Source organism: Isoptericola jiangsuensis, from assembly GCF_048320105.1.
GTDB lineage: Bacteria > Actinomycetota > Actinomycetes > Actinomycetales > Cellulomonadaceae > Isoptericola > Isoptericola jiangsuensis_A.
Window position 1 is genome coordinate 1,634,329 of record NZ_CP182942.1, and the last position, 25,128, is coordinate 1,659,456.

The following is a 25,128-nucleotide window of genomic DNA, read 5'->3' on the forward strand; positions in this document are numbered from 1 at the left end:
GAGCGGTCGAGCATGCCCTGGCGGCCCGTCCGCCGGAGCGGACGGGCCGCCAGGGCATGCTCGCCGGGGACGGGGTCATTCGACGGTGACCGACTTGGCCAGGTTGCGCGGCTGGTCGACGTCGAGACCCTTGGCGGTCGCCAGCGCCATCGCGAAGATCTGCAGGGGCACCACGGCCAGCAGCGGCTGCAGCAGCGACGGTGCCTGCGGGATCCAGAACACCTCGTCGGCGTACTTGCGCACCTCGTCGTCGCCGTCCTCGGCGATCACCAGGGTCCGCGCCCCGCGGGCACGGATCTCCTGGATGTTGGAGACCACCTTGGAGTGCAGGTGGTCGCGGCCGCGCGGGGACGGCACGACGACGAACACCGGCTGGCCGGCGTCGATCAGCGCGATGGGCCCGTGCTTGAGCTCGCCGGCCGCGAAGCCCTCCGCGTGGATGTAGGCCAGCTCCTTGAGCTTGAGCGCACCCTCCATGGCGACCGGGTAGCCGACGTGCCGTCCGAGGAACAGCACCTTGTCGGCGTCCCTCATGGATCGCGCGGTGGCCCGCACGTACTCGCCGCGCTCGATGACGGTCTGCACCTTGCGGGACATGTCGCGCAGCTCGTCCATCAGCTGGGCGACCTCGTCGGGGTACTTGTTGCCCCGCAGCTGGGCGAGGTACAGACCGAGGACGTACGCGGCGGTGATCTGGGCGAGGAACGCCTTGGTGGACGCCACGGCGATCTCGGGGCCGGCGTGCGTGTACAGCACGGCGTCCGACTCGCGCGGGATCGTGGAACCGTTGGTGTTGACGATGGCCAGCACCTTGGCGCCCTGCTCGCGGGCGTGCCGCACCGCCATGAGGGTGTCCATGGTCTCCCCGGACTGGGAGACCGCCACCACCAGGGTGCGCTCGTCGACGATGGGGTCGCGGTACCGGAACTCGTGGGCCAGCTCGATCTCGACGGGGATGCGGCACCAGTGCTCGATCGCGTACTTCGCGACGTGTCCCGCGTAGGCGGCGGTGCCGCACGCCACGACGATGATCTTGTGGACGCTGCGCAGCACCGACTCGTCGATGCGCAGGTCGTCCAGGACGATCCGCCCGGAGGCGTCGGTGCGACCCAGGAGCGTGTCGGCCACGGCCTTCGGCTGGTCGTGGATCTCCTTGTCCATGAAGGAGTCGAAGCCGCCCTTCTCGGCGGCCGCCGCGTCCCAGTCGACGCTGAACCGCTTGCCCTCCGCGGGCCCGCCGTCGAAGTCGCACACCGTCACCGACGTCGGCGTGATCGTCACGATCTGGTCCTGGCCGAGCTCGAGGGCCTCCTTGGTGTGCTCGACGAACGCCGCGACGTCGGACCCGAGGAAGTTCTCACCGTCACCCAGACCGACGACGAGCGGCGAGTCGTGCCGAGCCCCGACGACGGTGTCCGGGGCGTCGGCGTGGACGGCCAGCAGCGTGAAGGTCCCCTCCAGGCGCCGGGCGGTGGCCGCCATGGCGGCCGTGATGTCACCCGTGCTCCGGTACTCGCGGGCGAGGAGCTGGCCGGCGACCTCCGTGTCGGTGTCCGACAGGAACGTGACACCGTCGCCGGAGAGCTCGTCGCGCAGCGCGCTGAAGTTCTCGATGATGCCGTTGTGGATGACCGCGAGGCGTCCGTCGTCCGCGAGGTGCGGGTGGGCGTTGAGGTCGGTGGGTCCCCCGTGGGTGGCCCAGCGCGTGTGCCCGACGGCGGCGGTCGCCACGGGCAGCGGGCGCTCCGCCAGCTCGGTGACGAGGTTGTCGAGCTTGCCCGCCTTCTTCGCGAACGCCGCGCGGTCCCGGCCCGGTCCCACGAGCGCCACCCCGGCGGAGTCGTAGCCGCGGTACTCGAGCCGCTTCAGCCCGCCCAGGGCGACCTGCAGCGGACGGTGCGACCCCCCGGTGCCGTCCTGACCGTCCTCGGTCCGGAGCGACCCTGTTCCCGCGTATCCGACGATGCCACACATGCGCCGGAGTCTACCCGCGGAGGCGTGCAGACCTGCGGCACGGTCGACCGCCCGGCTCCCGGCAGACCCGAGGCACGGCCCGCCGCTCCGCCCGCTCGGTGGCACGCGTTTGCGCTCCGCCCCCGGTGCTCGGGCACAATCGGCGGGTGACCACCGCGAGCGAGACCCCCGGGTCCGACGTCGGGCGCACGCCGTCGACGCACCCGACAGGTGACGTGGTCGACAGGTTCGCGGCCGCGTCCCCCTACGTCGACTTCGACCGGGCGGCGTGGAGCCGCCTGTCGGAGCAGACGCCGCTGCCCCTCACCGACGCCGACGTGGAGCACCTGCGAGGCCTCGGGGACCCGATCGACCTGCCCGAGGTGGACGCCGTCTACCGGCCGCTGTCGCGACTCCTCAACCTGTACGTCGGTGCGACGGCCGGCCTGCACCGGGCGACCTCCACGTTCCTCGGTGACGACCCGCCGCGCACCCCGTACGTCATCGGGGTGGCGGGTTCGGTCGCGGTCGGCAAGTCGACGACGGCACGGGTGCTGCGCGAGATGATGGCCCGCTGGCCGGAGACCCCCCACGTCGAGCTCATCACCACGGACGGGTTCCTGTACCCGAACGCGGAGCTACAACGTCGCGGCCTGCTGGAACGCAAGGGCTTCCCCGAGTCGTACGACCGGCGCGCGCTGATCCGCTTCCTGTCGAGGGTCAAGGCGGGTCAGGCTGAGGTCCGCGCACCCGTGTACTCCCACGTCGTCTACGACATCGTCCCGGGCGAGGAGGCCGTGGTGCGCAAGCCGGACGTCCTCATCGTGGAGGGGTTGAACGTGCTGCAGCCGGCGCGCCCCGTGACGTCGGACGGCACGACGTTGGCCGTCAGCGACTTCTTCGACTTCTCGATCTACGTGGACGCCCGGACCCGCAACATCCGGCAGTGGTACGTGGACCGTTTCCTCAAGCTGCGGCGTACGGCCTTCAGCCGGCCGGAGTCGTACTTCCGCCGGTACGCCGAGCTCACCGACGCGCAGGCGACCGAGCGGGCGCTGTCGATCTGGGAGTCCATCAACGCCCCGAACCTCGAGGAGAACGTGCTGCCGACGCGTGGTCGCGCCACGCTGGTGCTGACCAAGGGCACGGACCACTCCGTGCAGCGCGTGCGCCTGCGCAAGCTGTGACGGCCGGGTCCCTCTAGCGCGTGGTGTCCTGGCGGGCAGCGCCGACCGCGTCCTCGACGGCGGGCTCCGGCGGGGACTTCTCCGTGGGCAGCGGCGCGTGCTCGCGCATCTCGTCGAGCACCTCCTCGCGGGGCGTGAAGATCTGCACGACCCGGTCCACGACGAGCCCGAGCAGGCCACCACCGATCACCCCGACGACCATCGCCAGCAGGGTGTTGTGCCCGAGGACCTCGGCGGCCACGAGCCCGATCGCCGTGGAGTAGGCGACCCAGAGCACGGCCGCGATCCCGGAGAAGGTCATGAACCGACGCTGCGGGTACCCGACGGCTCCGGCGGTCATGTTGACGGCCACCCGGCCCACGGGGATGTAGCGGGCGGCGATGATGAAGACGGCGCCACGCCGGGACAGTGCGCGACGCGCCCACGACACGGCCTTGCGGCCGCGACGCGATCGCAGCATGCCGATGCGTTCCGTGCCGAGCTTGCGGCCGAGCACGTAGGCGACCTGGTCGCCCAGCCACGCCCCGATGCCGGCGATGGGCGCGATGAGCCAGATCCAGGGCACGCCCGTCGCCTGGGCGGAGATCACCAGGGTCACCAGGACGGACTCGCTGGGGATCGGGGGGAAGAACCCGTCGATGAAGGCGGAGGCGAACATCGCGGGATAGATCCACAGGGACGCGGCGACGTCGAGGATCCAGGCCTCGACCATGTCGAGCATCGCTGTCATTCCCGGCCTCGGTCCCTCGGTTCGTCCGCCGGGACGGACCCGGCTGCGGGCGGCACCGTACGGTGCCGTGCACCAGCGTAGAGGGCGACGCCCCCCGCGTGCATCGGGGATGTCCCGGGTCGTCCCCTCATCCGCAGACGTTCACAGTCGTTTCACCCGGGCCGCACGACGACGGCACGGGCGCACGCCCGACGGCGGCCGGACCGGCACGACCGCCACTCGACGACGCGGCCCGGAGGCTTCACGGCAGCGGGAAGCCGAGGCGGCTCGCCGCCGGCGCCGGGTCCGGGCCCGCACCCCAGAACCGTGCGAGGTTGTCGTTCGAGGTGAGCGACCGCGACTCGGCGGCATCGAGGTACAGCCGGCCCGCGAGATGGTCGGACTCGTGCTGCACGATCCGCGCGGGCCACCCGGTGAGCACCTCGTCGACGTGGTCGCCGTGCTCGTCCTGGCAGGTGAGGCGCACGCTGCGGGGCCTCGCGACGACGGCCTGCCAGCCCGCGACCGACAGGCACCCCTCGAAGAACGCGACCTCGCCCGCGTCCTCCACCGGTGTCCACCGCGGGTTGACGAGCACCCGGTACGGCAGCGGCGCACGCTCGCGCAGGTCGTCGGGCACGCCGACGTCCTCGCAGACGGCGATCGCGAGACCGATGCCGATCTGCGGCGCCGCGAGACCGACGCCGGGCGCCGCACGCATCGTGCGTCGCATCGCCTCCAGCAGCCGGGGCAGCACGTCGCCGAGCTGGCCCGTGTACGGCGCTGCTGGCGTGCGCAGCACCGGGTCCCCGGCCTGCACGATCGGCAGGACCCCGGGATTCTCGGGCTGGGTGGCGACCAGGTCGAGCAGGCCGGCGACGGCGTCGGCCAGCTCGACGTCCGGGACGCCGGGCCATCCGGTCACAGCGCGAGCCGCTCCCGGACGACAGCGGCCAGCGTCTCGGCGACGCCGTCCGCCTGCTTCTGGGTGGCGGCCTCGACCATGACCCGCACGACCGGCTCGGTCCCGGACGGGCGCAGCAGCACCCGTCCGGTGTCCCCGAGGAGGGACTCGGCGTGCGCGACGGCCTCGAGCACACCCTCGTCGTCGCCGGCGCGCGCACGGTCGACACCCTTGACGTTGACCAGCGTCTGCGGCAGCCGCGGGATCTCCGCGGCGAGGTCGGCGAGCCGACGGCCGGAGGCCTTGACGCGCGCGGCCAGGTGCAGCGCCGTGAGGATGCCGTCGCCGGTGGTGGCGTGCTCGGCCAGGATGATGTGGCCGGACTGCTCGCCGCCGAGCCCGTAGCCACCGGCCCGCATCTCCTCCAGCACGTACCGGTCGCCGACGCCGGTCTGCACGGTCCGGATGCCGGCCTTCTTCATCGCCAGGAGCAGGCCGAGGTTGCTCATGACGGTCACCACGAGGGTGTCCGACGCCAGGCGCCCCTCGTCCTTGAGGGCCTGGGCGAGGATGCCGAGGATCTGGTCGCCGTCCACCAGCACGCCCCCGTGGTCGACGGCGAGGCAGCGGTCGGCGTCACCGTCGAACGCGACACCGAAGTCGGCCTCGGCCGCGACGACCACCGCCTGGAGCTGCTCCGGGTGGGTGGATCCCGCCTTCTCGTTGATGTTGCGCCCGTCCGGGCTGGCGTTGATGACGACGACGTCGGCACCGGCGGCGCGCAGCGCCTCCGGCCCGATCTGGCTGGCCGCACCGTTGGCGGCGTCGACGGCGATGCGCAAGCCCTCGAGCGGCCGGTGGTCCGGCGACGTGCCGATGCTGGCGGTCAGGTGGTCGACGTACTGCTGCGCGGCGATCCCGGCGTCGGTGCGCATGCGGCCGACGTCGGCGCCGACCGGCAGCTCGCGCTCCGCGGCGAGGTTGGCCTCGATCTGGTCCTCGAGGCCGTCGTCGAGCTTGAGCCCACCACGGGTGAAGAACTTGATGCCGTTGTCCGGCATCGCGTTGTGGGAGGCGGAGATCATGACGCCGATGTCCGCGTGCATGGCACCCACGAGGTAGGCCAGTGCCGGGGTGGGGACGACGCCGAGGTCGACGACGTCGACGCCCGCGCTCGCGAGCCCCGCCGCGACAGCAGCCGACAGGAACTCGCCGGAGGCCCGGGGGTCGCGCGCGACGATCGCCCGCGGGCGGTGCGTCGCGCTCTCGTCGCCGGCGCCGAGCACGTGGGCGGCGGCGCCGCCCAGCTCCAGCGCGAGGGCGGCGGTCACGTCCCGGTTCGCCAGGCCACGCACGCCGTCCGTGCCGAAAAGTCGTCCCATCAGATGTCCTCCTCGTCCAGCACCCGGTGCGTCGCGACCGGTGCGTCGTGATCGTCCTCAGGCCGGATGGTCGGCGCCGTCGTGGGGTCGGCCGCCCGGACATGCGGACGGCCCCGCCGGAGAACCGACGGGGCCGTGCGCACGGCGCTGCAGATCAGCGCTTGGAGTACTGCGGAGCCTTGCGGGCCTTCTTGAGACCGGCCTTCTTGCTCTCCACGGCACGCGGGTCGCGCGTGAGGAAGCCGGCCTTCTTCAGAGCGGCACGGTTCGCCTCACGGTCGATCTCGTTGAGCGCCCGGGAGATGCCGAGGCGCAGCGCACCGGCCTGGCCCGAGGGGCCACCGCCCGTGATGCGGGCGACGACGTCGAAACGTCCCTCGACCTCGACCAGCTTCAGCGGGTCGTTCACGAGCTGCTGGTGCACCTTGTTCGGGAAGTAGTCCTCGAGGGTGCGCCCGTTGATCTTCCACTGGCCCGTCCCGGGGACGAGGCGAACGCGCGCCACGGCCTCCTTACGACGGCCCAGCGCCTGCCCGGGGGCAGTGATGGACTGACCGCCGTTTGCCACGGGGGCAGCGGTCTCGGTGGTGTAGTTGCTGGGCGTGTTCTCGTCCAGCTCGGTGTCGACGGTGGTGTCAGCCACTGTGGTTCCTTCGCTCGGCGTCTGGCAGCGGCTCAGGCCTGCTGCGAAACCTGGGTGATCTCGAACGGCTGGGGCTGCTGTGCCGCGTGCGGGTGCTCCGCACCGCGGTAGACCTTCAGCTTGGTGAGCTGCTGGCGCCCGAGCGTGTTCTTGGGAAGCATGCCGCGAACGGCCTTCTCGACGGCCTGCTCCGGGTTCTTGTCCAGCAGGTCGCCATAGCTCACGGAGCGGAGGCCGCCCGGGTAGCCGGAGTGGCGGTAAGCCATCTTCGTCTCGCGCTTGTTGCCGGACAGGGCGACCTTGTCCGCGTTGATGACGATGACGAAGTCACCGCCGTCGACGTGCGGGGCGAAGGTCGGCTTGTGCTTCCCGCGCAGGAGCGTGGCGACCTGAGTGGCCAGGCGGCCCAGGACGACGTCGGTAGCGTCGACGACGTGCCAGGTGCTCTGGACGTCGCCGGGCTTTGGGGTGTACGTACGCACGGTTCGTAACCTTCTCGTGTTCGGTGTCGTCGGGCGAGAAGCGGCGCCCGAAGAGTCAGGTCGTTGTGCGCGGGTGCTCCTGAGATGGCGTCCTGGCCTTGCGTCGTCGAGGCGGTGGGTACGCTGACGACACCGGACACCGGAGCTAAAGCACAACGACTGACCAGTGTAGCGCGGTGTTTCTCGGAGGGTCAAAGCGACGTCCGTCACGCCCCCGGCCCGGTGCCCACGCTGTGCCCACGCTGTGCCCACGCTGTGCCCACTGCGCGCCCGCCCTGCACCCCCCTGCACCCCGCTGCGCGCCCATTCTGCAGCCGCCCCGTGCCCGCTCCCGCCGCGCTGCGCCTCGACGACTCTCCCCGGCGCTCGCCCGGTCGTCGACCTGCACGACCGGCGGTGCGGGTGCACGGTAGAGGCATGAGCGAGGACACCTCCAGCACACGACCCGACCCCGAGTCCGCGGCCGAGGGCACGAGCGACCAGCTGCCCGTCGAGGACTCCCTCGACGACCGCGGGACCCGCGACACCCTCGACGAGGGCTACTCCCCGCCGGAGCGCCCCCGCAAGAACCACTGGGGCGAGACCCCGTGGGAGGAGTCAGCCGGCGAACCCCACGACCAGCGCCTCGCGAGCGAGACCCCCGAGGTCTGGGAGGACGACGCCGCCCCCGGTCCCGACACCACCCGCGCGGGGCGACTCGTCGAGGACCCCGACGCGGATCCGAGCTCGGAGGGACGCCGCGACAACGACCTGTACGGCTCCGACGCCGGCATCGACGGCGCCGGAGCGTCCGCGGAGGAGGCGGCTGTCCACTGGGTCGAGGAACCCTGACCCCTACCCCACGAGGTGGCACGCGCCCCGCGAGGTGGCACGCGCCCCGCGAGGTGACATGCGCCCCGCCCCGCGACGTGGCACGGCACAGCGGCAGGCCGCACCCGCCCCGCGAGGTGGCGTGCTACCTCGCGGTCGGTGGGTCGGCCGGGCCGGCCACCTCGTCGGGGGAGCGTCGGGCCCGGATGCGCTCCGCCCGGGCCGCCAGCTCGTCGTCCGGCGGGTAGTCCACGGCCTCCAGGGTCAGACCCCGCGCCGGCGCGACCGCCGCCGCCGCCGACCGCACCCGCCCCGCGAGCACCTCGCCCGCCGAGGTGACAGGGCGCCGCCCCTCCCCCACGGCCAACGACATCCCCACCAGGGCCCGCACCATCGAGTGGCAGAACGCGTCCGCCTGCACCGTGGCCACCACCAGACCGGCGTCCGGTCCGCTGGTGGGCCGCTCCCACGTGAACGACGTCAGCTCCCGGATCGTCGTGGCGCCCTCGCGCGGCTTGCAGTAGGCCGCGAAGTCGTGCAGGCCCGTCAGCGGCCGTGCCGCCGCGTCCATCGCCGCGACGTCGAGGGCCCGCCGGTTCCACAGCACCCACTCCCGTGCGAGCGGGTCCCGCCGCCGGTGCTCGTCCGCCACGCGGTAGCGGTAGGTGCGCGAGCGCGCCGAGAAGCGGGCGTCGAACCCCGCCGGAGCGGGAGCCGCACCGTGCACGACGACGTCCGGCGGGAGCACCCCGGCCAGCCGGTCGCGGAGCGCGTCGCCCGGTGCGCGGTCGGACCGTCCCGGCAGCACCGCCCAGAGGTGGCGCGGCACGTCGACGTGCGCCACCTGACCACGGGCGTGGACGCCCGCGTCTGTCCGGCCCGCCACCGTCAGGCGTGGCGGGGCGGCGACCTCGGCCCCGGTCCGCAGCACCGTGGCGAGCGCCCCCTCCAGCACCCCCTGGACCGTGCGCAGCCGCGGCTGCGTGGCCCATCCCGCGAAGTGCGTGCCCGCGTACGCGAGATCGAGACGCACCCGCACGACGTCGTCGTCCGGGCGGGGCACAGCAGGTGTCGTGGTGCTCATCGGGCCATTGTCCCCGGATGATGGACGGGTGGCAGACCTCCTGACGCTCGCCGTCGACTGCGGTGGCAGCGGCATCAAGGCCAACGTGCTCGACGACGCAGGCACCGCGCACGCCGACCCCGTGCGCGTCCCGACGCCCTATCCCCTGCCGCCCGAACGGCTCGTGGAGACCGTGGCCGACATCGCCGCCCGGCTGCCGGACGCGGGCCGGCTCACCCTGGGCATGCCCGGGATGATCCGTCACGGCGTGGTGGTGCACACCCCGCACTACGTGACGCGTGCCGGTCCCCGCACCCGCGTCGAGACCGACCTGGTGGACCGGTGGCGCAGCTTCGACGTACGGGCGGCGCTGCGCGCACGGCTCGGCATCCCCGCCCTCGTCCTCAACGACGCCGAGGTCCACGGCGCGGGCGTGGTCGCGTCCTCCGGTGTCGAGCTCGTCCTCACCCTCGGCACGGGCCTCGGCTCGGCCCTGTTCGACGGCGGGCGCCTGGCCCCGCACCTGGAGTGGTCGCGCGCACCCGTGCGCCGCAGCACGACGTACGACGCCTACATCGGCGAGCCGGAACGCCGTCGGCTCGGGGACGCCCTCTGGTCGCGGCGCGTCGTGACGATGGTCGACGGCCTGCGGGCCGTCTTCTGGTGGGACCGGCTCTACCTGGGCGGCGGCAACTCGCGCCGCCTCACTCCCACGGCGCTGGACCGCCTGGGTGACGACGTCGTCGTCGTACCGAACTCCGCCGCGCTCACCGGCGGCGTGCGGGCGTGGGACCTGCTGACCGGCTGACGGCCCCCTGCAGTGGCAGTGGCAGTGGCGTGCGCCTCCAGCACGGCGCGGGTGAACGCGACCGGGGCGTCCAGACTGACCAGGTGACGCGCCCGCGGGATCACGACGATCCGGGCGTCGGCGCCGGAGGACCGCGCCGCGGTCAGCATCGACCGTTCGTGGCCGCGGAAGTGGTCCCACTGACCGTTGACGAGCCGCACGGGGCTGGCGGCGGCCGCCAGCGCCCCCCGGGTGTTCGTCCGTCCGAGCTCGAGCAGCACGTCACCCATCGCGTCCAGCGCGAACCCACCGGCGGCGAGGTCCTGCCCGGACGCCTCGTCGAGCAGCCCCCGCACCATCGTCCGGTTGAGACGCTCCCCGCTGTCGGGCCAGCGCTCGATCCACCGGGCCAGCCGCAACCAACCCGTCCGCAGCGGGGTGTCGGGGTTGGTGCAGCACGACGCCGCGACGAGGCCCGCGCTCTGCTCCGGGCGACGCGCCCGGTGCTCGATCGCGACGTAGCCGCCCAGCGACAGCCCGACGACGAGGGCCCGCCCGCCGGCGTCCGCCACGGCGTCCTGCACCGTCTGGACCGCGCCGTCGAGCGTGAAGCGCACGTCGCGGTGAGCGCCGTGGCCGGGCAGGTCGACGGCCGTCGCGGGCACGCCTGCGGCGCCCAGCGCCACGAGCTGGCGGCGCCACATGGACGACGACGTCCGTGAGCCGTGCAGGAGCACCACCGGGATCATGGCACCACCGTAGGGACGACGAGGGCCCCGCACCAACGGTGCGGGGCCCTCGTGCGGCACGAGCCGATCGATCGGAGGGAGGCTCAGGCCTCCTTCTTCTCCTCGGTCTCCGCGGTCTCGACCTCAGCGGTCTCGGCCTCGGTGGCCTCGGCCTCGACGGCCGGCTTCTCGTCCTTCGCCGGCTTGTCGGCCTTGGCGGACTTCTCCGTGGCCTTGGTGGCCTCGGCGACGACGGCCTGCTTCGGGCTGACGGGCTCGGTCACGAGCTCGATGACCGCCATGGGGGCGTTGTCGCCCTTGCGGTTGCCGACCTTCGTGATGCGCGTGTAGCCACCGTTGCGCTCGGCCATGGCCGGGGCGATCTCGGTGAACAGCGTGTGCACGACGGACTTGTCGCGCACGACCCGCAGGACGCGACGGCGGGCGTGCAGGTCACCGCGCTTGGCGAAGGTGATCAGACGCTCGGCCAGCGGACGCAGGCGCTTGGCCTTCGTCTCGGTGGTCGTGATGCGGCCGTGCTCGAACAGGGCGGTCGACAGGTTCGCGAGGATCAGGCGCTCGTGAGCCGGGCTGCCACCGAGCCGCGGACCCTTGGTGGGGGTAGGCATTTCAGGTTCTCCTTGGGTGTGGTTCCACGCCGCGCGGCCCCGTCATGTCGAGCGGTGCCGCAGCGGGCGTGGTTCATCAGTACTGCTCGTCGCCGTACGTGGTGTCGTCGTCCCCGCCGAAGTACTGGGCGGCCGAGGGGTCGAAGTCGAGCGGCGAGTCCTTGAGCGCAAGGCCCAGCTCGGCGAGCTTCTCCTTGACCTCGTTGATCGACTTGGCACCGAAGTTGCGGATGTCGAGCAGGTCCGCCTCGCTGCGCGCCACGAGCTCACCGACCTGGTGGATCCCTTCGCGCTTGAGGCAGTTGTAGGACCGGATGGTGAGGTTGAGCTCCTCGATCGGCAGCGCCAGGTCCGCGGCCAGCGCGGAGTCCGTCGGCGACGGGCCGATCTCGATGCCCTCGGCCTCGACGTTGAGCTCACGGGCGAGGCCGAAGAGCTCGACGAGCGTCTTGCCGGCCGAAGCGAGGGCGTCGCGCGGGGCGATGGCCTGCTTGGACTCGACGTCGACGATCAGCTTGTCGAAGTCCGTGCGCTGCTCGACACGGGTCGCCTCGACCTTGTACGTGACCTTGAGCACCGGGGAGTAGATCGAGTCGACGGGAATGCGACCGATCTCCGCGTCCGGGGTCTTGTTCTGCGCGGCGGACACGTAGCCACGACCCCGCTCGACGGTCAGCTCGATCTCGAGCTTGCCCTCGTCGTTGAGCGTGGCGATGTGCAGGTCGGGGTTGTGCACCTCGACGCCCGCAGGCGGGACGATGTCCGCCGCGGTCGCCGCACCGGCGCCCTGCTTGCGCAGGTACATCACGACCGGCTCGTCGTTCTCCGAGGAGACCACGAGGTTCTTGACGTTGAGGATGATCTCGGTGACGTCCTCCTTCACACCCGGCACGGTGGTGAACTCGTGGAGCACACCGTCGATGCGGATGGAGGTGACCGCCGCGCCCGGGATGGACGACAGCAGCGTGCGACGCAGCGAGTTGCCGAGCGTGTAGCCGAAGCCGGGCTCGAGCGGCTCGATGGAGAAGCGCGAGCGATACTCCGAGATGACCTCTTCGGTCAGCGAGGGGCGCTGTGCGATGAGCACTGTGATGGTCCTTTCAGTGTGCGTCCGCCATATGACGCATCACGGATCCGCGCTCAGGCGCGGTCCCCGACGGGATTCGGTCCACCCGTCCGGGCAGGTGGTGGCCGACCTGGCCGACGGTGCGGTGCCGAGCGGGACGACGAGCGTCCGTCAGGCACCGCACCGCTGGTCCGGCCGGCCGGAGATCAGACGCGGCGACGCTTGGGGGGGCGGCAGCCGTTGTGCGCCTGCGGGGTCACGTCCTGGATCGAGCCGACCTCGATGCCGGTCGCCTGCAGGGAGCGGATGGCGGTCTCACGACCGGAACCCGGGCCCTTGACGAAGACGTCGACCTTCTTGACGCCGTGCTCCTGGGCACGACGCGCGGCCGACTCGGCAGCGAGCTGCGCGGCGTACGGCGTCGACTTGCGGGAGCCCTTGAAGCCGACGTGGCCGGCGGACGCCCACGAGATGACGGCGCCCGAGGGGTCGGTGATCGAGACGATCGTGTTGTTGAACGTGCTCTTGATGTGCGCCTGGCCGAGCGGGACGTTCTTCTTGTCCTTGCGACGCGGCTTGCGCGAGGCAGCGGATCGGGTCTTGGGAGGCATGTGTGCAAATACTCCTGGTCTGAGGTCGTCGGACCGGGGCGGTGGTCAGCAGTGCTGGTCCGCTCCACGGACTGCTGACGTCAGCGGGCCTTCTTCTTGCCCGCGACGGTGCGCTTCTTGCCCTTGCGGGTACGCGCGTTGGTCTTGGTGCGCTGACCGCGCACCGGCAGTCCGCGACGGTGACGCAGACCCTGGTAGGTACCGATCTCCACCTTGCGGCGGATGTCGGCGGCGACCTCGCGGCGGAGGTCACCCTCGAGCTGGTAGTTGCCCTCGAGGTAGTCACGCAGCGCGACGAGCTCGGCGTCGCCGAGGTCCTTCACGCGGACGTCGGGCGAGATGCCCGTCGCTGCGATGGTCTGCTCGGCGCGGGTACGCCCGACGCCGTAGATGTAGGTGAGCGCGACCACGATCCGCTTCTCGCGGGGGAGGTCGACGCCGACAAGACGTGCCATGTGCCTTCCGGCTCCTGTTACTTCGTCCAGAGGTCTACCGCACCTGCCTCCCGCGAGAGCTCGCGGGCCCCGGCCCCTGGACCGAGGGTTCCGCCACCGCCCCGTGCGGGCGTCGGCTTCGTGCTGGTGCGCTGTGTGCGACCTACCCGCAGCGGGCGGGTCGCAGGGTGATGCTGGGGATCAGCCCTGGCGCTGCTTGTGGCGCAGGTTCTCGCAGATCACCATGACGCGACCGTGCCGGCGAATCACCTTGCACTTGTCGCAGATCTTCTTGACGCTCGGCTTGACCTTCATCAGTGTTCCTCCGCCGAGATCCTCGGCCGGTCAGGGACCGGCCGAGCCGTCGGCGTTGTCGATCGGGTGGGGGATGACGACTACTTGTAGCGGTAGACGATCCGGCCACGGGACAGGTCGTACGGGCTGAGCTCCACCACCACCCGGTCCTCGGGGAGGATCCGGATGTAGTGCTGACGCATCTTGCCCGAGATGTGGGCGAGAACCTTGTGCCCGTTGGCCAGCTCCACGCGGAACATCGCGTTCGGCAGGGCCTCGACCACGCTGCCCTCGATCTCGATGACACCGTCCTTCTTTGCCATGTCCTCCGCTAACTCTCGTCTGTGTCTTTCGACGGGACTGCACCACGCACCCTCCGGGCCCGTGGCAAGGCCACTGGAACGAGACGGGAGACGTGGATCGTGTGCTTCCGCTCCCCCGACCCGCGGGCAGGCAAGAGCGGACTACACCCGACAGACCATCGTACTCCATCAGATGCAGTGGGCAACCCGATGTACGTCACACTCTCAGCACCCGCCGGCGGTGATCCTGGTCAGTCGATCGGGACCGGGACGACGCCGAAGGGTTCCAGCCCCTCGGCACCCAGGTCGTGCGCCGTCAGCACCGCGATCCCGTCCTCGAGCACGGCGACGGTGTGCTCCCAGTGGGCGGCGCGGGACCCGTCGACGGTGACCACCGTCCAGTCGTCGGCCAGGACTCGGGTGTCGGCGGTCCCGCGGGTGAGCATGGGCTCGACGGCGAGGCACATCCCCGGGCGCAGCCTGGGCCCACGGTCCGACGTGCGGTAGTTGAGGACGTCGGGAGGCTGGTGCATGGCCGTCCCGATGCCGTGGCCCGTGTACTCCTCGACGATGCCCAGCTCGACGCCCTGCAGGTCCCCGGCGAGCTCGACGGCCGCCTCGACCGCCTCCCCGACCTCACCCACGCGTCGCGCCGACGCGAGGGCCGCGACACCGGCCCACAGCGCGGTGCGGGTCACCAGTGCCAGAGCCTGGTCCAGCGGATCGACCCCGTCGACCGCAGCGGAGGCCGGGTCGACCGCGCCGTCGGGTCCGAGCAGGAACGTGATCGCCGAGTCCCCGTGCCAGCCGTCCACGACGGCACCGCAGTCGACGGAGACGACGTCACCCTCGCCGAGCGCCCGGTCGCCGGGGATCCCGTGGACCACCTCGTCGTTCACCGAGGCGCAGATCGTCGCCGGAAACCCCTGGTAGCCGAGGAACGAGGGCGTGGCTCCCGCAGCGGAGATCACCCCTGCGGCGACCGCGTCCAGCTCCGCCGTCGTCGTCCCCGGCCGTGCCGCGGCACGGACTGCGGCGAGCGCGTCGGCCACGACGATGCCGGCCCGCCGCATGACGAGCACCTCGTCACGAGACTTCAGCTCGATGCGCGAGCGGGCTCCGAACACGGGGACGATCAGCCGAGCTGCTGGGCGAGCCCGGCGACGATCCGGTCGGTGACCTCGGAGATCTCGCCGATGCCGTCCACCTGCACCAGCAGGTTCCGCTCGGCGTAGGCCGCGGTGAGCGGGGCCGTCTCGGCGTCGTAGATGTCCAGCCGACGGGCGATCGCGTCCGGGGTGTCGTCCTCGCGGCCCTCGACCTCGGCACGCTTGGAGATCCGCTCGAGGAGCTCGGCGCGCTGTGCCGTCAGCTCGATGACGCCGTCGAGCTCCCAGCCGAGACCCGTCAGGATCTCGTCCAGCGCCTCGACCTGGTGCGCGTTGCGCGGGTAGCCGTCCAGCAGGAACCCGCCCCGGACGTCGTCCTCGGCGAGACGGTCCTTGACCATCGAGTCGGTGACCTCGTCCGGCACGAGGTCACCCTTGGCGGAGTACTCCTGGGCCAGCTTGCCCAGGTCGGTGCCGCCCTTGATGTTGGCCCGGAAGATGTCGCCGGTGGAGATCGCGGGGATACCGAAGATCTCGGCGAGACGCGCCGCCTGGGTGCCCTTGCCGGCCCCCTGGGGACCCATGATGACCAGGCGCGTGACGCGGCCCTCGGGGCTCGGGGACCCGTGCAGCTCGCGGCGGGTGGTCGGGGTGGACGACTCGGTCAACGGAGGAACCCTTCGTAGTGTCGCTGCTGCAGCTGGGAGTTGACCTGCTTCACGAACTCCAGCCCGACGCCGACGATGATGAGGATCGACGTCCCGCCGAACGGGATCTGGGTGGTCACTCCCAGCAGCACCAGCACCAGCGTCGGGATGAGCGCGACGATGGCCAGATAGAGAGCGCCGGCGGACGTGATGCGCGTGATCACGAAGTCCAGGTACTCGGCCGTGGGACGGCCGGCGCGGATACCGGGGATGAACCCCCCGTACTTCTTCATGTTGTCCGCGACCTCGTCCGGGTTGAACGTGATCGACGTGTAGAAGAAGGCGAAGAAGATGATCATGAGCACGTAGCACACGATGTAGAGCGCCTGGTCCTGCTGCGCGAGGTTCCGCGAGATCCAGATGACCCAGTCGGCGTTCTGGTCGCCGAACTGTGCCAGGAGCGCGGGGATCGCGAGGATCGAGGCCGCGAAGATCACCGGGATGACGCCGGCCATGTTGATCTTGATCGGGATGTAGGTGCTCGTGCCGCCGTACATGCGGCGACCGACCATGCGCTTGGCGTACTGCACCGGGATCCTGCGCTGGGACTGCTCGACGAACACGACCATGCCGATGACCAGCACGATCATGATCACCACGATGGCGAAGTTCAGCGGCCCGTTCGCGCCACCCGCGATCGACCAGAGGGCCGTCGGGAGGCTCGCGACGATGGACGTGAAGATCAGCAGCGACATGCCGTTGCCGACGCCGCGCTCGGTGATGAGCTCGCCGAGCCACATGACCAGACCGGTACCGGCGGTCATCGTGATCACCATGATCGCCGCCGTCATGAAGTGGTCGTCGACGACGACGTCGACGGCGCAGCCCGGGAACAGCAGCCCGGTGCGCGCGGTCGTCACGATGGTGGTCGCCTGCAGGATCGCCAGCGCGATGGTCAGGTACCGCGTGTACTGCGTCAGCTTCGCCTGGCCGGACTGGCCCTCCTTGTGGAGAGCCTCGAACCGCGGGATCACCACGCGCAGCAGCTGCACGATGATGCTGGCGGTGATGTACGGCATGATCCCGAGCGCGAAGATCGACAGCTGGAGCAGCGCACCACCGCTGAAGGTGTTCACGAGCCCGAGCAGCGAGGTGCTTCCCTCCAGCGCCGCCACGCACTGCTGGACGTTGCCGTAGTCGACGCCCGGCGCGGGGATGAACGACCCCACGCGGAACAGCGCCATGATCGCGAGTGTGAACAGCAGCTTGCGCCGCAGGTCCGGTGTCCGGAAAGCCCGGCCGAATGCGCTGAGCACCTATCCTCCTGGCCCGCCGAGGCGGGTTGTCGTGTCGCCGATGGACGGCGAGGTGTGGCACTCCGCCTCTGCGAGGTCTCCGCAGCGGCGATGTACCGGTCGGTCGTGGTCCGGCCGGGTCTCCCCGGGTACCGCACGCAGTGGCGCGGCAAGGACCGTGACGGATTCTACGTGCCTCCAGGAGTGACCTGGGCCACTGTCGTCCGGTCGAACCTAGCAGAACGCCCGGACAGCCTACTCGAACGGCTCACTCCCCGGGACCGTCGTCACCGGCCGGGGACAGCACGTGGGGCCGGTGGCGCACTGCGCCACCGGCCCCACGTCCGTTCTCAGTCCTCCGAGACCGAACCGCCGGCCGCCAGGATCTTCTCCTTGGCGGAGCCGGACAGCGCGTCGACCGCGACGTCCAGCTTGACGGTGATCTCACCCGTGCCGAGCAGCTTCACCGGCTGCCCCTTGCGGACCGCGCCCTTGGCGACGAGGTCCTCGACGGTGACGGAGCCACCCTCGGGGTACAGCGCGGCGAGCTTGTCCAGGTTCACGACCTGGTACTCGACGCGGAACGGGTTCTTGAAGCCCCGGAGCTTCGGGAGGCGCATGTGCAGAGGCATCTGCCCACCCTCGAAGCGCGCGGGCACCTGGTAGCGAGCCTTCGTGCCCTTGGTACCACGGCCTGCCGTCTTACCCTTCGACGCCTCACCACGACCCACACGGGTCTTGGCGGTCTTGGCGCCGGGAGCCGGACGCAGGTGGTGGACCTTGAGCGGCTGCGACTTCTCGGTGTTGTCAGCCATTGTCAGTCGACCTCCTCGACGGTGACGAGGTGCGCCACCGTGGCGACCATGCCGCGGATCTCCGGACGGTCTTCCTTCACGGCGGTGTCGCCGATCCGCTTGAGACCGAGGGTCCGCAGCGTGTCACGCTGGTTCTGCTTGCCGCCGATGGCGGACCGGACCTGCTTGACCTTGAGACGAGGCATCACGCACCCACCTTCTCGTCAGTCTTCTTGGCCTTGTCGGCGATGCCGGCGGCCTGTGCACGCAGGAGCGCGGCCGGGGCCACGTCCTCGAGCGGCAGGCCACGACGAGCGGCCACGGCGGCCGGCTCCTCGAGACCCTTGAGGGCCGCGACGGTGGCGTGCACGATGTTGATCGCGTTCGACGAGCCGAGCGACTTGCTCAGCACGTCGTGGATGCCGGCGCACTCCAGCACGGCGCGCACCGGACCACCGGCGATCACACCGGTACCCGGGGAGGCCGGACGGAGGAACACGACGCCGGCGGCCTCCTCACCCTGGATGGGGTGCGGGATGGTGCCCTGGATGCGCGGGACGCGGAAGAAGTTCTTCTTCGCCTCCTCGACACCCTTGGCGATCGCCGCGGGCACCTCCTTGGCCTTGCCGTAGCCGACGCCGACGGTGCCGTCGCCGTCACCCACCACGACGAGCGCGGTGAAGCTGAAGCGGCGACCACCCTTGACGACCTTGGCGACGCGGTTGATCGTCACGACGCGCTCGACGAAGGCGTTCTTGTCGGCTGCGTCGCGGCCACCGCCGCGGCGGTCGTCGCGACGACCGCCGCCACCGCGGCGACCGTCGGTCTTGGACTCGTTGGCGCCCTGGGGGGCGCCGGTGTTGCGCTGCCCTGCAGCCATCAGAGGATCCTCATCTTCCGTGCGAAATCGCGGAGGTCGGCCATCACAGCTCCAGCCCCGCTTCCCGGGCGCCGTCGGCGACCGCAGCCACCCGACCGTGGTACTTGTTGCCGCCGCGGTCGAAGACGACGGACTCGACGCCGGCAGCCTTCGCACGCTCGGCGACGAGCTCGCCGACCTTGCGGGCCTTGGCGGTCTTGTCGGCGTCCAGCGCACGCAGGTCGGCCTCGAGGGTCGATGCGGACGCGACGGTCTTGCCGACCGTGTCGTCCACGATCTGCGCGACCATGTGGCGCGACGAACGGGTCACGACGAGGCGCGGACGCGCCTCGGTGCCCTTGACCTTCTTGCGCAGGCGCAGGTGGCGACGCTGGCGAGCGACGCTCTTGCCCTTGCCCAGAATCTTGAGAGCCATCACTTACCAGCCTTTCCGACCTTGCGACGGACGACCTCGTCGGCGTAGCGCACACCCTTGCCCTTGTAGGGCTCGGGCTTGCGGATCTTGCGGATGTTCGCAGCGACCTCGCCGACCTGCTGCTTGTCGATGCCGGCCACGGAGAACTTCGTGGGGCTCTCCACCGCGAAGGTGATGCCCTCCGGAGCGGTGACCTGCACCGGGTGCGAGAAGCCGAGCGCGAACTCGAGGTCCGAGCCCTTGGCCGTCACGCGGTAACCGGTGCCGACGATCTCGAGCTTCTTGACATAACCATCGGTGACACCGGTGATCATGTTGGCCAGGAGCGTGCGGGTCAGGCCGTGCAGGGCACGCGACTTACGCTCTTCGTCCGGGCGCGAGACCTTGATGGTCCCGTCCTCCTGGGCGACGGTGATGGGGGCGGCGACGTTGTGCTCGAGAGAACCCTTGGGGCCCTTCACGGTCACGAGCGCGCCGCTGATGGTGATGTCCACGCCGGCCGGGACCGGAACGGGGAGCTTGCCGATTCGAGACATTGGCGTCTCTCCTTTCCGATTACCAGACGAAGGCGATGACTTCGCCGCCCACACCCTTGGCCTGGGCCTGACGGTCAGTCAGGAGGCCGGAGGAGGTGGACAGGATGGCCACGCCGAGGCCGCCGAGGACCTTGGGCAGGTTGGTGGACTTCGCGTAGACACGCAGGCCGGGCTTGGACACACGGCGCACGCCGGTCAGCGCGCGCTCTCGGCTCGGGCCGTACTTGAGCGTGAGGGTGAGGTTCTGCCCCACCGTCGCGTCCTCGACGGTCCAGCCGGTGATGTAACCCTCGGCCTGGAGGATCTCAGCGATCCGCGACTTCAGCTTCGAGAACGGCATGGTGACCGTGTCGTGGTGCGCCGAGTTCGCGTTACGCAGACGCGTCAGCATGTCTGCGATCGGGTCGGTCATAGTCATCGGGCTCTAGCCCTTCCTCGCCGGGGTATCCGTGCGGTGCTCTGCGAGCACCGCACGGACCTACGGCGTAGTTGTTTTACCAGCTGCTCTTGGTGACGCCGGGGAGCTCACCGCGGTGGGCCATCTCCCGCAGGCAGATACGGCACAGGCCGAACTTGCGGTAGACCGAGTGCGGACGACCGCACCGCTGGCACCGGGTGTAGGCGCGCACGGCGAACTTCGGCTTGGCGTTCGCCTTGTTGATCAGGGCCTTCTTCGCCATGTCAGTTCTCCTTGAAGGGGAAACCGAGACGGCGCAGCAGAGAGCGGCCCTCGTCGTCGGTCGTCGCCGTCGTCACGACCGTGATGTCCATACCGCGGACCCGGTCGATCTTGTCCTGGTTGATCTCGTGGAACATCGACTGCTCCGTGAGACCGAACGTGTAGTTGCCGTGGCCGTCGAACTGCTTCGGCGACAGCCCGCGGAAGTCGCGGATGCGCGGCAGAGCGGTCGACAGCAGACGGTCGAGGAACTCCCACATGCGGTCGCCGCGCAACGTGACGTGCGCGCCGATCGGCATGCCCTCGCGCAGCTTGAACTGCGCGATGGACTTCTTGGCACGGTTGATCTGCGGCTTCTGACCGGTGATCGCGGTCAGGTCGCGGATCGCGCCCTCGATGAGCTTGGAGTCCTTGGCCGCGTCACCGACACCCATGTTGACGACGATCTTCGTCAGACCGGCGACCTGGTGGAGGTTGGCGTGGCCGAACTCCTCGCGGAGCGCGGCGACGATCTCCTCGCGGTACTTCTCCTTGAGGCGCGGCAGTGCCGGGGCCTCGATGACATCGTCGTGAGTCGTCGCGGTCATCAGATGTCCTTCCCGGAACGCTTGGCATAGCGGACGCGCACCGTGCGGGTACGACCGTCCTGCTCGACCTGCTCGGAGCGGAACCCGACGCGGGTGCCCTTCTTGGACTCGGGGTCGACCAGCATCACGTTCGACACGTGGATCGGCGCCTCGACGGTCTCGATGCCACCCGTGCGGGTGCCACGAGCCGACTGACCGGCCTTCACGTGCTTGGTGACGCGCTGGACGCCCTCGACGATCACGCGGTCGGAGTCCTTGAGGACCTCGAGCACCCGGCCGGTGAGGCCCTTGTCGCGACCGGAGATGACGATCACCTGGTCGCCCTTCTTGATCTTCGCCATGGTCAGAGCACCTCCGGCGCCAGCGAGACGATCTTCATGAACCGCTTGTCGCGCAGCTCGCGCCCGACCGGGCCGAAGATGCGCGTGCCACGGGGCTCGCCGTCGTTCTTGAGGATGACCGCGGCGTTCTCGTCGAACTTGATGTAGGAACCGTCGGGACGACGGCGCTCCTTGACGGTCCGGACGACGACCGCCTTGACGACGTCACCCTTCTTCACGTTGCCGCCCGGGATTGCGTCCTTGACGGTGGCGACGATGGTGTCGCCGATACCGGCGTAGCGACGGCCGGAGCCACCGAGAACGCGGATGCAGAGAATCTCCTTGGCACCCGTGTTGTCGGCGACGCGCAGTCGCGACTCCTGCTGGATCATTGATTGATCTCCTGTCGTCGAGCTGGTTCTCGGGCCGGGACGTCCCGGTCGAGCCTGGCCGAACGGATAGTTGCTGTGGTGGGGAGCCGACGCATACGTGTGTCACACCGGCGCCCCACCGGGAAGGACTTGCTTACTTGGCCTTCTCGAGGATCTCCACCAGGCGCCACCGCTTGGTCGCGGACAGCGGGCGGGTCTCCATGATGACGACCAGGTCGCCGATGCCGGCGGTGTTCTGCTCGTCGTGTGCCTTCACCTTGTTGGTGCGGCGCATGACCTTGCCGTAGAGGGGGTGCTTCACACGGTCCTCGACCGCGACGACGATGGTCTTCTCCATCTTGTCGCTGACGACGTAGCCGCGGCGCACCTTGCGGGAGGCCCGCTCCTCGGTGGTCACCGTCTCGGTGTTCTCACTCATCAGTGCCTCACTCACTCACGCTCGGAGCCGTACGGATGCCGAGCTCGCGCTCACGCAGGATCGTGTAGATCCGCGAGATGTCGCGCTTGACCGCCTTGAGGCGACCGTGCGACTCGAGCTGGCCGGTGGCGGCCTGGAAGCGAAGGTTGAAGAGCTCTTCCTTCTGCTCCTTGAGCTTCGCCACGAGAGACTCGTCGTCGAAGCCGTCGAGGTCGGCCGGGGCAAAGCCCTGGGTACCGATAGCCATCAGTTCGCACCACCCTCGCGCACCACGAAACGGCACTTCATCGGGAGCTTGTGCATCGCGCGGCGCAGGGCCTCGCGGGCAAGCTCCTCGGGGACCCCGGCCAGCTCGAAGACGATACGGCCGGGCTTGACGTTGGCAACCCACCACTCGGGCGAACCCTTACCGGAACCCATGCGGGTCTCGGCGGGCTTCTTCGTGAGGGGGCGGTCCGGGTAGATGTTGATCCAGACCTTGCCGCCACGCTTGATGTGGCGGGTCATCGCGATACGAGCAGCCTCGATCTGGCGGTTCGTGACGTAGGCGGGCTCGAGAGCCTGGATGCCGTAGTCGCCGAACGAGATCGTGGTGCCACCCTTGGCCACGCCGGAGCGCTTGGGGTGGTGCTGCTTGCGGTGCTTGAGCCTGCGGGGGATCAGCATGACTCAGGCCTCCGTTCCGGACTCGGGCGCCGTGGCCTGCTCGGCGGGCGCGTCGGTCGCGGCAGGCGCCTCGGCAGCGGACTGCCGCGGCTGACCCGGACGCTCGGTGCGGCGGCCGGGACCACGACGCTCGCCACCGCGGGCACCACGGCCCTGGCGCGGAGCGGCGGTCGCCTGCTGCGCGGCGAACTCCTTCTCGGTGAGGTCGCCCTTGTAGATCCAGACCTTCACGCCGATGCGGCCGAAGGTCGTGCGGGCCTCGAAGAAGCCGTAGTCGATGTTCGCGCGCAGCGTGTGCAGCGGCACACGACCCTCGCGGTAGAACTCCGACCGGCTCATCTCGGCGCCACCGAGGCGACCCGCGACCTGCACGCGGATACCCTTCGCGCCGGCACGCTGCGCGGACTGGATGCCCTTGCGCATCGCGCGACGGAAGGACACGCGGCTGGCGAGCTGCTCGGCGATGCCCTGAGCAACCAGCTGCGAGTCGATCTCGGCGTTCTTGACCTCGAGGATGTTGAGCTGCACCTGCTTGCCCGTGAGCTTCTCGAGCTCACCGCGGATGCGGTCGGCCTCAGCACCACGACGGCCGATGACGATGCCCGGACGTGCCGTGTGGATGTCCACGCGGACACGGTCGCGGGTGCGCTCGATCTCGACCTTGGAGATGCCGGCACGCTCGAGGCCGGTGCTCATGAGCTTGCGGATCTCGACGTCCTCGCGGACGTAGTCGCGGTACCGCTGCCCAGGCTTGGTGCTGTCGGCGAACCAGCGCGACCGGTGGTCGGTGGTGATGCCGAGGCGGTACCCGTGCGGGTGAATCTTCTGCCCCACTATCGGGCCCCTTCCTTCTGCTCACGCGGTGCGACGACCACGGTGATGTGGCTGGTGCGCTTGAGGATCTGGCTCGCACGCCCCTGAGCCCGCGGACGGAACCGCTTCAGGGTGGGCCCCTCGTCGACGAACGCGGCCGAGACGAAGAGCTCCGTCTCGTCGAAACGCTCGCTCGCGCGGTCGGCCTTCACCCGGGCGTTCGCCACGGCAGACTCGACGACCTTGCGGACCGGCTCGCTCGCAGCCTGCGGCGCGAACTTGAGCACCGCGACGGCCTCGGAGGCCTGCTTGCCACGGATGAGGTCCACGACGCGCCGGGCCTTCTGGGGCGTGACACGGACGAACCGCGCCTGCGCCTTGGCTTCCATTGCTGTCCTGCTTCCTTTTCTCAGACCGTCGGGGTCGCGCCGCTCAGCGGCGGCGACCCTTCTTGTCGTCCTTCACGTGGCCGCGGAAGGTCCGCGTAGGGGCGAACTCGCCCAGCTTGTGCCCGACCATCGACTCGGTCACGAAGACCGGGACGTGCTTGCGACCGTCGTGCACGGCAAAGGTGTGACCGAGGAAGTCCGGCGTGATGACCGACCGGCGGGACCAGGTCTTGATGACGTTCTTGGTCCCCTTCTCGTTCTGGACGTCCACCTTCTTCTGCAGGTGGTCGTCGACGAAGGGGCCCTTCTTCAGGCTACGAGGCATGCTGTCAGGCTCCTATCAGCGCTTCTTGCCGGTACGACGACGGCGGACGATCAGCCGGTCGCTGGACTTGTTCGGACGGCGGGTGCGGCCCTCGGGCTTGCCCCACGGGCTGACCGGGTGGCGTCCACCCGAGGTCTTGCCCTCACCGCCACCGTGCGGGTGGTCGACCGGGTTCATGACGACACCACGGACGGTCGGGCGAACGCCCTTCCACCGCTTGCGGCCGGCCTTGCCCCAGTTGATGTTCGACTGCTCGGCGTTGCCGACCTCGCCGACCGTCGCGCGGCAGCGCAGGTCGACGTTGCGGATCTCGCCGGACGGCATGCGCAGCTGCGCGTACGGGCCGTCCTTCGCGACGAGCTGGACCGAAGCACCCGCGGAGCGGGCGATCTTCGCGCCGCCACCGGGGCGGAGCTCGACGGCGTGGATGACGGTACCCGTCGGGATGTTGCGCAGCGGCAGGTTGTTGCCGGGCTTGATGTCCGCGGCGGGACCCGCCTCGACGACGTCACCCTGCGACAGCTTGTTCGGCGCCACGATGTAGCGCTTGGTGCCGTCCGCGTAGTGCAGCAGCGCGATGCGTGCGGTGCGGTTCGGGTCGTACTCGATGTGAGCGACCTTCGCCGGCACGCCGTCCTTGTCGTGACGACGGAAGTCGATCACGCGGTAGGCGCGCTTGTGGCCACCACCCTTGTGGCGGGTGGTGATACGACCGGTGTTGTTGCGACCACCAGTCTTCGACAGCGGCCGGACCAGCGACTTCTCCGGCTGCGAGCGCGTGATCTCGACGAAGTCGGCGACGCTCGAGCCACGGCGGCCAGGCGTCGTCGGCTTGTGCTTACGGATTCCCATGGAAGTAGTCCTCGATCTGCTCTCGTC

At 70.2% G+C, this 25,128-nt stretch carries 36 protein-coding genes and 1 pseudogene; 3 read left to right on the forward strand and 34 right to left on the reverse strand.

From position 1 onward, the window contains the following. Positions 1-75: 75 nt before the first annotated feature. Positions 76-1,974 carry a glutamine--fructose-6-phosphate transaminase (isomerizing) gene (gene glmS, locus ACNHYB_RS07665; RefSeq protein WP_418277840.1) on the reverse strand — a complete coding sequence of 633 codons (1,899 nt, stop codon included), beginning with the start codon at positions 1,972-1,974 and terminating at the stop codon, positions 76-78. Between the two features lie 215 nt (positions 1,975-2,189). Here glmS and coaA point away from each other — a divergent pair, with 215 nt between their 5' ends. Then, complete coding sequence (gene coaA / locus ACNHYB_RS07670; protein WP_418278013.1) at positions 2,190-3,140, forward strand: type I pantothenate kinase; 951 nt, start codon at positions 2,190-2,192, stop codon at positions 3,138-3,140. A 13-nt stretch (positions 3,141-3,153) separates the two neighbouring features. Here the strand turns inward: coaA and ACNHYB_RS07675 are convergent, their stop codons facing one another. From ACNHYB_RS07675 to rplM, 5 genes are all read right to left on the reverse strand, one after another. Continuing rightward, positions 3,154-3,870, reverse strand: a complete 717-nt coding sequence (locus tag ACNHYB_RS07675) for a DedA family protein (protein ID WP_418277841.1) — start codon at positions 3,868-3,870, stop codon at positions 3,154-3,156. 241 nt (positions 3,871-4,111) lie between these two features. Next, entirely contained in the window at positions 4,112-4,774 is a 663-nt protein-coding gene (locus ACNHYB_RS07680) for a peptide deformylase (protein ID WP_418277842.1), read from the reverse strand. Next, positions 4,771-6,135 carry a phosphoglucosamine mutase gene (glmM, locus tag ACNHYB_RS07685; RefSeq protein WP_418277843.1) on the reverse strand — a complete coding sequence of 455 codons (1,365 nt, stop codon included), beginning with the start codon at positions 6,133-6,135 and terminating at the stop codon, positions 4,771-4,773. Before glmM ends, ACNHYB_RS07680 begins: the two co-directional genes overlap by 4 nt. Positions 6,136-6,289: 154 nt before the next feature. Further along, on the reverse strand, positions 6,290-6,778 hold the full coding sequence (rpsI, locus tag ACNHYB_RS07690; protein ID WP_418277844.1) for a 30S ribosomal protein S9: 489 nt from the start codon (positions 6,776-6,778) through the stop codon (positions 6,290-6,292). Between the two features lie 32 nt (positions 6,779-6,810). Next, positions 6,811-7,260 (reverse strand): 50S ribosomal protein L13, encoded by a 450-nt coding sequence (rplM, locus tag ACNHYB_RS07695; protein ID WP_418277845.1) that lies wholly within the window; start codon positions 7,258-7,260, stop codon positions 6,811-6,813. Between the two features lie 417 nt (positions 7,261-7,677). Between rplM and ACNHYB_RS07700 the strand changes: the two genes are divergently transcribed. Beyond that, entirely contained in the window at positions 7,678-8,091 is a 414-nt protein-coding gene (locus ACNHYB_RS07700; RefSeq protein ID WP_418277846.1) for a DUF5709 domain-containing protein, read from the forward strand. 124 nt (positions 8,092-8,215) lie between these two features. Here ACNHYB_RS07700 and truA read toward each other — a convergent pair whose 3' ends face one another. Beyond that, positions 8,216-9,154, reverse strand: a complete 939-nt coding sequence (truA, locus tag ACNHYB_RS07705; RefSeq protein WP_418277847.1) for a tRNA pseudouridine(38-40) synthase TruA — start codon at positions 9,152-9,154, stop codon at positions 8,216-8,218. 28 nt (positions 9,155-9,182) lie between these two features. Here truA and ACNHYB_RS07710 point away from each other — a divergent pair, with 28 nt between their 5' ends. Further along, positions 9,183-9,941 carry an ROK family protein gene (locus ACNHYB_RS07710; protein ID WP_418277848.1) on the forward strand — a complete coding sequence of 253 codons (759 nt, stop codon included), beginning with the start codon at positions 9,183-9,185 and terminating at the stop codon, positions 9,939-9,941. A gap of 62 nt (positions 9,942-10,003) precedes the next feature. On the opposite strand, the pseudogene ACNHYB_RS07715 reads toward ACNHYB_RS07710, so the two are convergent. The 27 genes and pseudogenes from ACNHYB_RS07715 to rplB form a co-directional block, all read right to left on the reverse strand. Further along, a pseudogene (locus tag ACNHYB_RS07715) lies at positions 10,004-10,669 on the reverse strand (alpha/beta fold hydrolase); the annotation flags it as partial. Between the two features lie 83 nt (positions 10,670-10,752). Continuing rightward, positions 10,753-11,277, reverse strand: coding sequence for a 50S ribosomal protein L17 (rplQ, locus tag ACNHYB_RS07720; protein WP_418277849.1), 525 nt, complete (start codon positions 11,275-11,277; stop codon positions 10,753-10,755). Between the two features lie 76 nt (positions 11,278-11,353). Further along, positions 11,354-12,364, reverse strand: coding sequence for a DNA-directed RNA polymerase subunit alpha (locus ACNHYB_RS07725; RefSeq protein ID WP_418277850.1), 1,011 nt, complete (start codon positions 12,362-12,364; stop codon positions 11,354-11,356). Positions 12,365-12,549: 185 nt separating this feature from the next. Next, entirely contained in the window at positions 12,550-12,954 is a 405-nt protein-coding gene (gene rpsK, locus ACNHYB_RS07730; protein ID WP_068202511.1) for a 30S ribosomal protein S11, read from the reverse strand. 80 nt (positions 12,955-13,034) lie between these two features. Then, complete coding sequence (gene rpsM / locus ACNHYB_RS07735) at positions 13,035-13,409, reverse strand: 30S ribosomal protein S13 (protein ID WP_418277851.1); 375 nt, start codon at positions 13,407-13,409, stop codon at positions 13,035-13,037. 180 nt (positions 13,410-13,589) lie between these two features. Further along, positions 13,590-13,703 carry a 50S ribosomal protein L36 gene (gene rpmJ, locus ACNHYB_RS07740; RefSeq protein WP_009740505.1) on the reverse strand — a complete coding sequence of 38 codons (114 nt, stop codon included), beginning with the start codon at positions 13,701-13,703 and terminating at the stop codon, positions 13,590-13,592. Between the two features lie 80 nt (positions 13,704-13,783). Continuing rightward, on the reverse strand, positions 13,784-14,005 hold the full coding sequence (infA, locus tag ACNHYB_RS07745; RefSeq protein ID WP_012867920.1) for a translation initiation factor IF-1: 222 nt from the start codon (positions 14,003-14,005) through the stop codon (positions 13,784-13,786). A 230-nt stretch (positions 14,006-14,235) separates the two neighbouring features. After that, entirely contained in the window at positions 14,236-15,111 is an 876-nt protein-coding gene (gene map, locus ACNHYB_RS07750) for a type I methionyl aminopeptidase (RefSeq protein ID WP_418277852.1), read from the reverse strand. An 8-nt stretch (positions 15,112-15,119) separates the two neighbouring features. Continuing rightward, a complete protein-coding gene (locus ACNHYB_RS07755; protein ID WP_418278014.1) occupies positions 15,120-15,677 on the reverse strand; it encodes an adenylate kinase in 558 nt (185 codons plus the stop codon). Between the two features lie 80 nt (positions 15,678-15,757). Further along, positions 15,758-17,056 (reverse strand): preprotein translocase subunit SecY, encoded by a 1,299-nt coding sequence (gene secY / locus ACNHYB_RS07760; protein ID WP_418277853.1) that lies wholly within the window; start codon positions 17,054-17,056, stop codon positions 15,758-15,760. A 329-nt stretch (positions 17,057-17,385) separates the two neighbouring features. Beyond that, positions 17,386-17,850 carry a 50S ribosomal protein L15 gene (rplO, locus tag ACNHYB_RS07765; RefSeq protein ID WP_418277854.1) on the reverse strand — a complete coding sequence of 155 codons (465 nt, stop codon included), beginning with the start codon at positions 17,848-17,850 and terminating at the stop codon, positions 17,386-17,388. Positions 17,851-17,852: 2 nt separating this feature from the next. Beyond that, complete coding sequence (rpmD, locus tag ACNHYB_RS07770) at positions 17,853-18,035, reverse strand: 50S ribosomal protein L30 (protein WP_418278015.1); 183 nt, start codon at positions 18,033-18,035, stop codon at positions 17,853-17,855. Continuing rightward, positions 18,035-18,709 carry a 30S ribosomal protein S5 gene (gene rpsE / locus ACNHYB_RS07775; RefSeq protein ID WP_418277855.1) on the reverse strand — a complete coding sequence of 225 codons (675 nt, stop codon included), beginning with the start codon at positions 18,707-18,709 and terminating at the stop codon, positions 18,035-18,037. The genes rpmD and rpsE overlap by 1 nt, the downstream gene beginning before the upstream one ends. A gap of 43 nt (positions 18,710-18,752) precedes the next feature. Further along, positions 18,753-19,124, reverse strand: coding sequence for a 50S ribosomal protein L18 (rplR, locus tag ACNHYB_RS07780; protein WP_418277856.1), 372 nt, complete (start codon positions 19,122-19,124; stop codon positions 18,753-18,755). Further along, positions 19,124-19,660: a 50S ribosomal protein L6 gene (gene rplF, locus ACNHYB_RS07785; RefSeq protein ID WP_418277857.1), complete on the reverse strand. Its 537-nt coding sequence runs from the start codon at positions 19,658-19,660 to the stop codon at positions 19,124-19,126. Before rplF ends, rplR begins: the two co-directional genes overlap by 1 nt. Before the next feature lie 19 nt (positions 19,661-19,679). Next, positions 19,680-20,078 (reverse strand): 30S ribosomal protein S8, encoded by a 399-nt coding sequence (gene rpsH / locus ACNHYB_RS07790; protein ID WP_418277858.1) that lies wholly within the window; start codon positions 20,076-20,078, stop codon positions 19,680-19,682. Between the two features lie 76 nt (positions 20,079-20,154). Beyond that, positions 20,155-20,340, reverse strand: coding sequence for a type Z 30S ribosomal protein S14 (locus tag ACNHYB_RS07795; RefSeq protein ID WP_013837851.1), 186 nt, complete (start codon positions 20,338-20,340; stop codon positions 20,155-20,157). A gap of 1 nt (position 20,341) precedes the next feature. After that, positions 20,342-20,926 (reverse strand): 50S ribosomal protein L5, encoded by a 585-nt coding sequence (rplE, locus tag ACNHYB_RS07800; RefSeq protein ID WP_418277859.1) that lies wholly within the window; start codon positions 20,924-20,926, stop codon positions 20,342-20,344. After that, a complete protein-coding gene (gene rplX, locus ACNHYB_RS07805) occupies positions 20,926-21,267 on the reverse strand; it encodes a 50S ribosomal protein L24 (RefSeq protein ID WP_418277860.1) in 342 nt (113 codons plus the stop codon). The genes rplE and rplX overlap by 1 nt, the downstream gene beginning before the upstream one ends. A gap of 2 nt (positions 21,268-21,269) precedes the next feature. Next, positions 21,270-21,638: a 50S ribosomal protein L14 gene (gene rplN, locus ACNHYB_RS07810; protein WP_418277861.1), complete on the reverse strand. Its 369-nt coding sequence runs from the start codon at positions 21,636-21,638 to the stop codon at positions 21,270-21,272. 133 nt (positions 21,639-21,771) lie between these two features. Beyond that, a complete protein-coding gene (gene rpsQ, locus ACNHYB_RS07815) occupies positions 21,772-22,056 on the reverse strand; it encodes a 30S ribosomal protein S17 (protein ID WP_418277862.1) in 285 nt (94 codons plus the stop codon). 7 nt (positions 22,057-22,063) lie between these two features. Beyond that, positions 22,064-22,303 (reverse strand): 50S ribosomal protein L29, encoded by a 240-nt coding sequence (rpmC, locus tag ACNHYB_RS07820; RefSeq protein WP_418277863.1) that lies wholly within the window; start codon positions 22,301-22,303, stop codon positions 22,064-22,066. Beyond that, on the reverse strand, positions 22,303-22,722 hold the full coding sequence (gene rplP, locus ACNHYB_RS07825; protein WP_418277864.1) for a 50S ribosomal protein L16: 420 nt from the start codon (positions 22,720-22,722) through the stop codon (positions 22,303-22,305). Before rplP ends, rpmC begins: the two co-directional genes overlap by 1 nt. A 3-nt stretch (positions 22,723-22,725) precedes the next feature. Then, positions 22,726-23,556, reverse strand: coding sequence for a 30S ribosomal protein S3 (gene rpsC, locus ACNHYB_RS07830; protein ID WP_418277865.1), 831 nt, complete (start codon positions 23,554-23,556; stop codon positions 22,726-22,728). Beyond that, on the reverse strand, positions 23,556-23,924 hold the full coding sequence (gene rplV, locus ACNHYB_RS07835; protein ID WP_418277866.1) for a 50S ribosomal protein L22: 369 nt from the start codon (positions 23,922-23,924) through the stop codon (positions 23,556-23,558). The genes rpsC and rplV overlap by 1 nt, the downstream gene beginning before the upstream one ends. Positions 23,925-23,967: 43 nt before the next feature. Further along, the gene (gene rpsS / locus ACNHYB_RS07840) at positions 23,968-24,249 is read right to left on the reverse strand and encodes a 30S ribosomal protein S19 (protein ID WP_418277867.1); all 282 of its coding nucleotides are present in this window, start codon (positions 24,247-24,249) and stop codon (positions 23,968-23,970) included. Between the two features lie 15 nt (positions 24,250-24,264). Next, on the reverse strand, positions 24,265-25,101 hold the full coding sequence (gene rplB / locus ACNHYB_RS07845; protein ID WP_418277868.1) for a 50S ribosomal protein L2: 837 nt from the start codon (positions 25,099-25,101) through the stop codon (positions 24,265-24,267). Between the last annotated feature and the right edge of the window lie 27 nt (positions 25,102-25,128).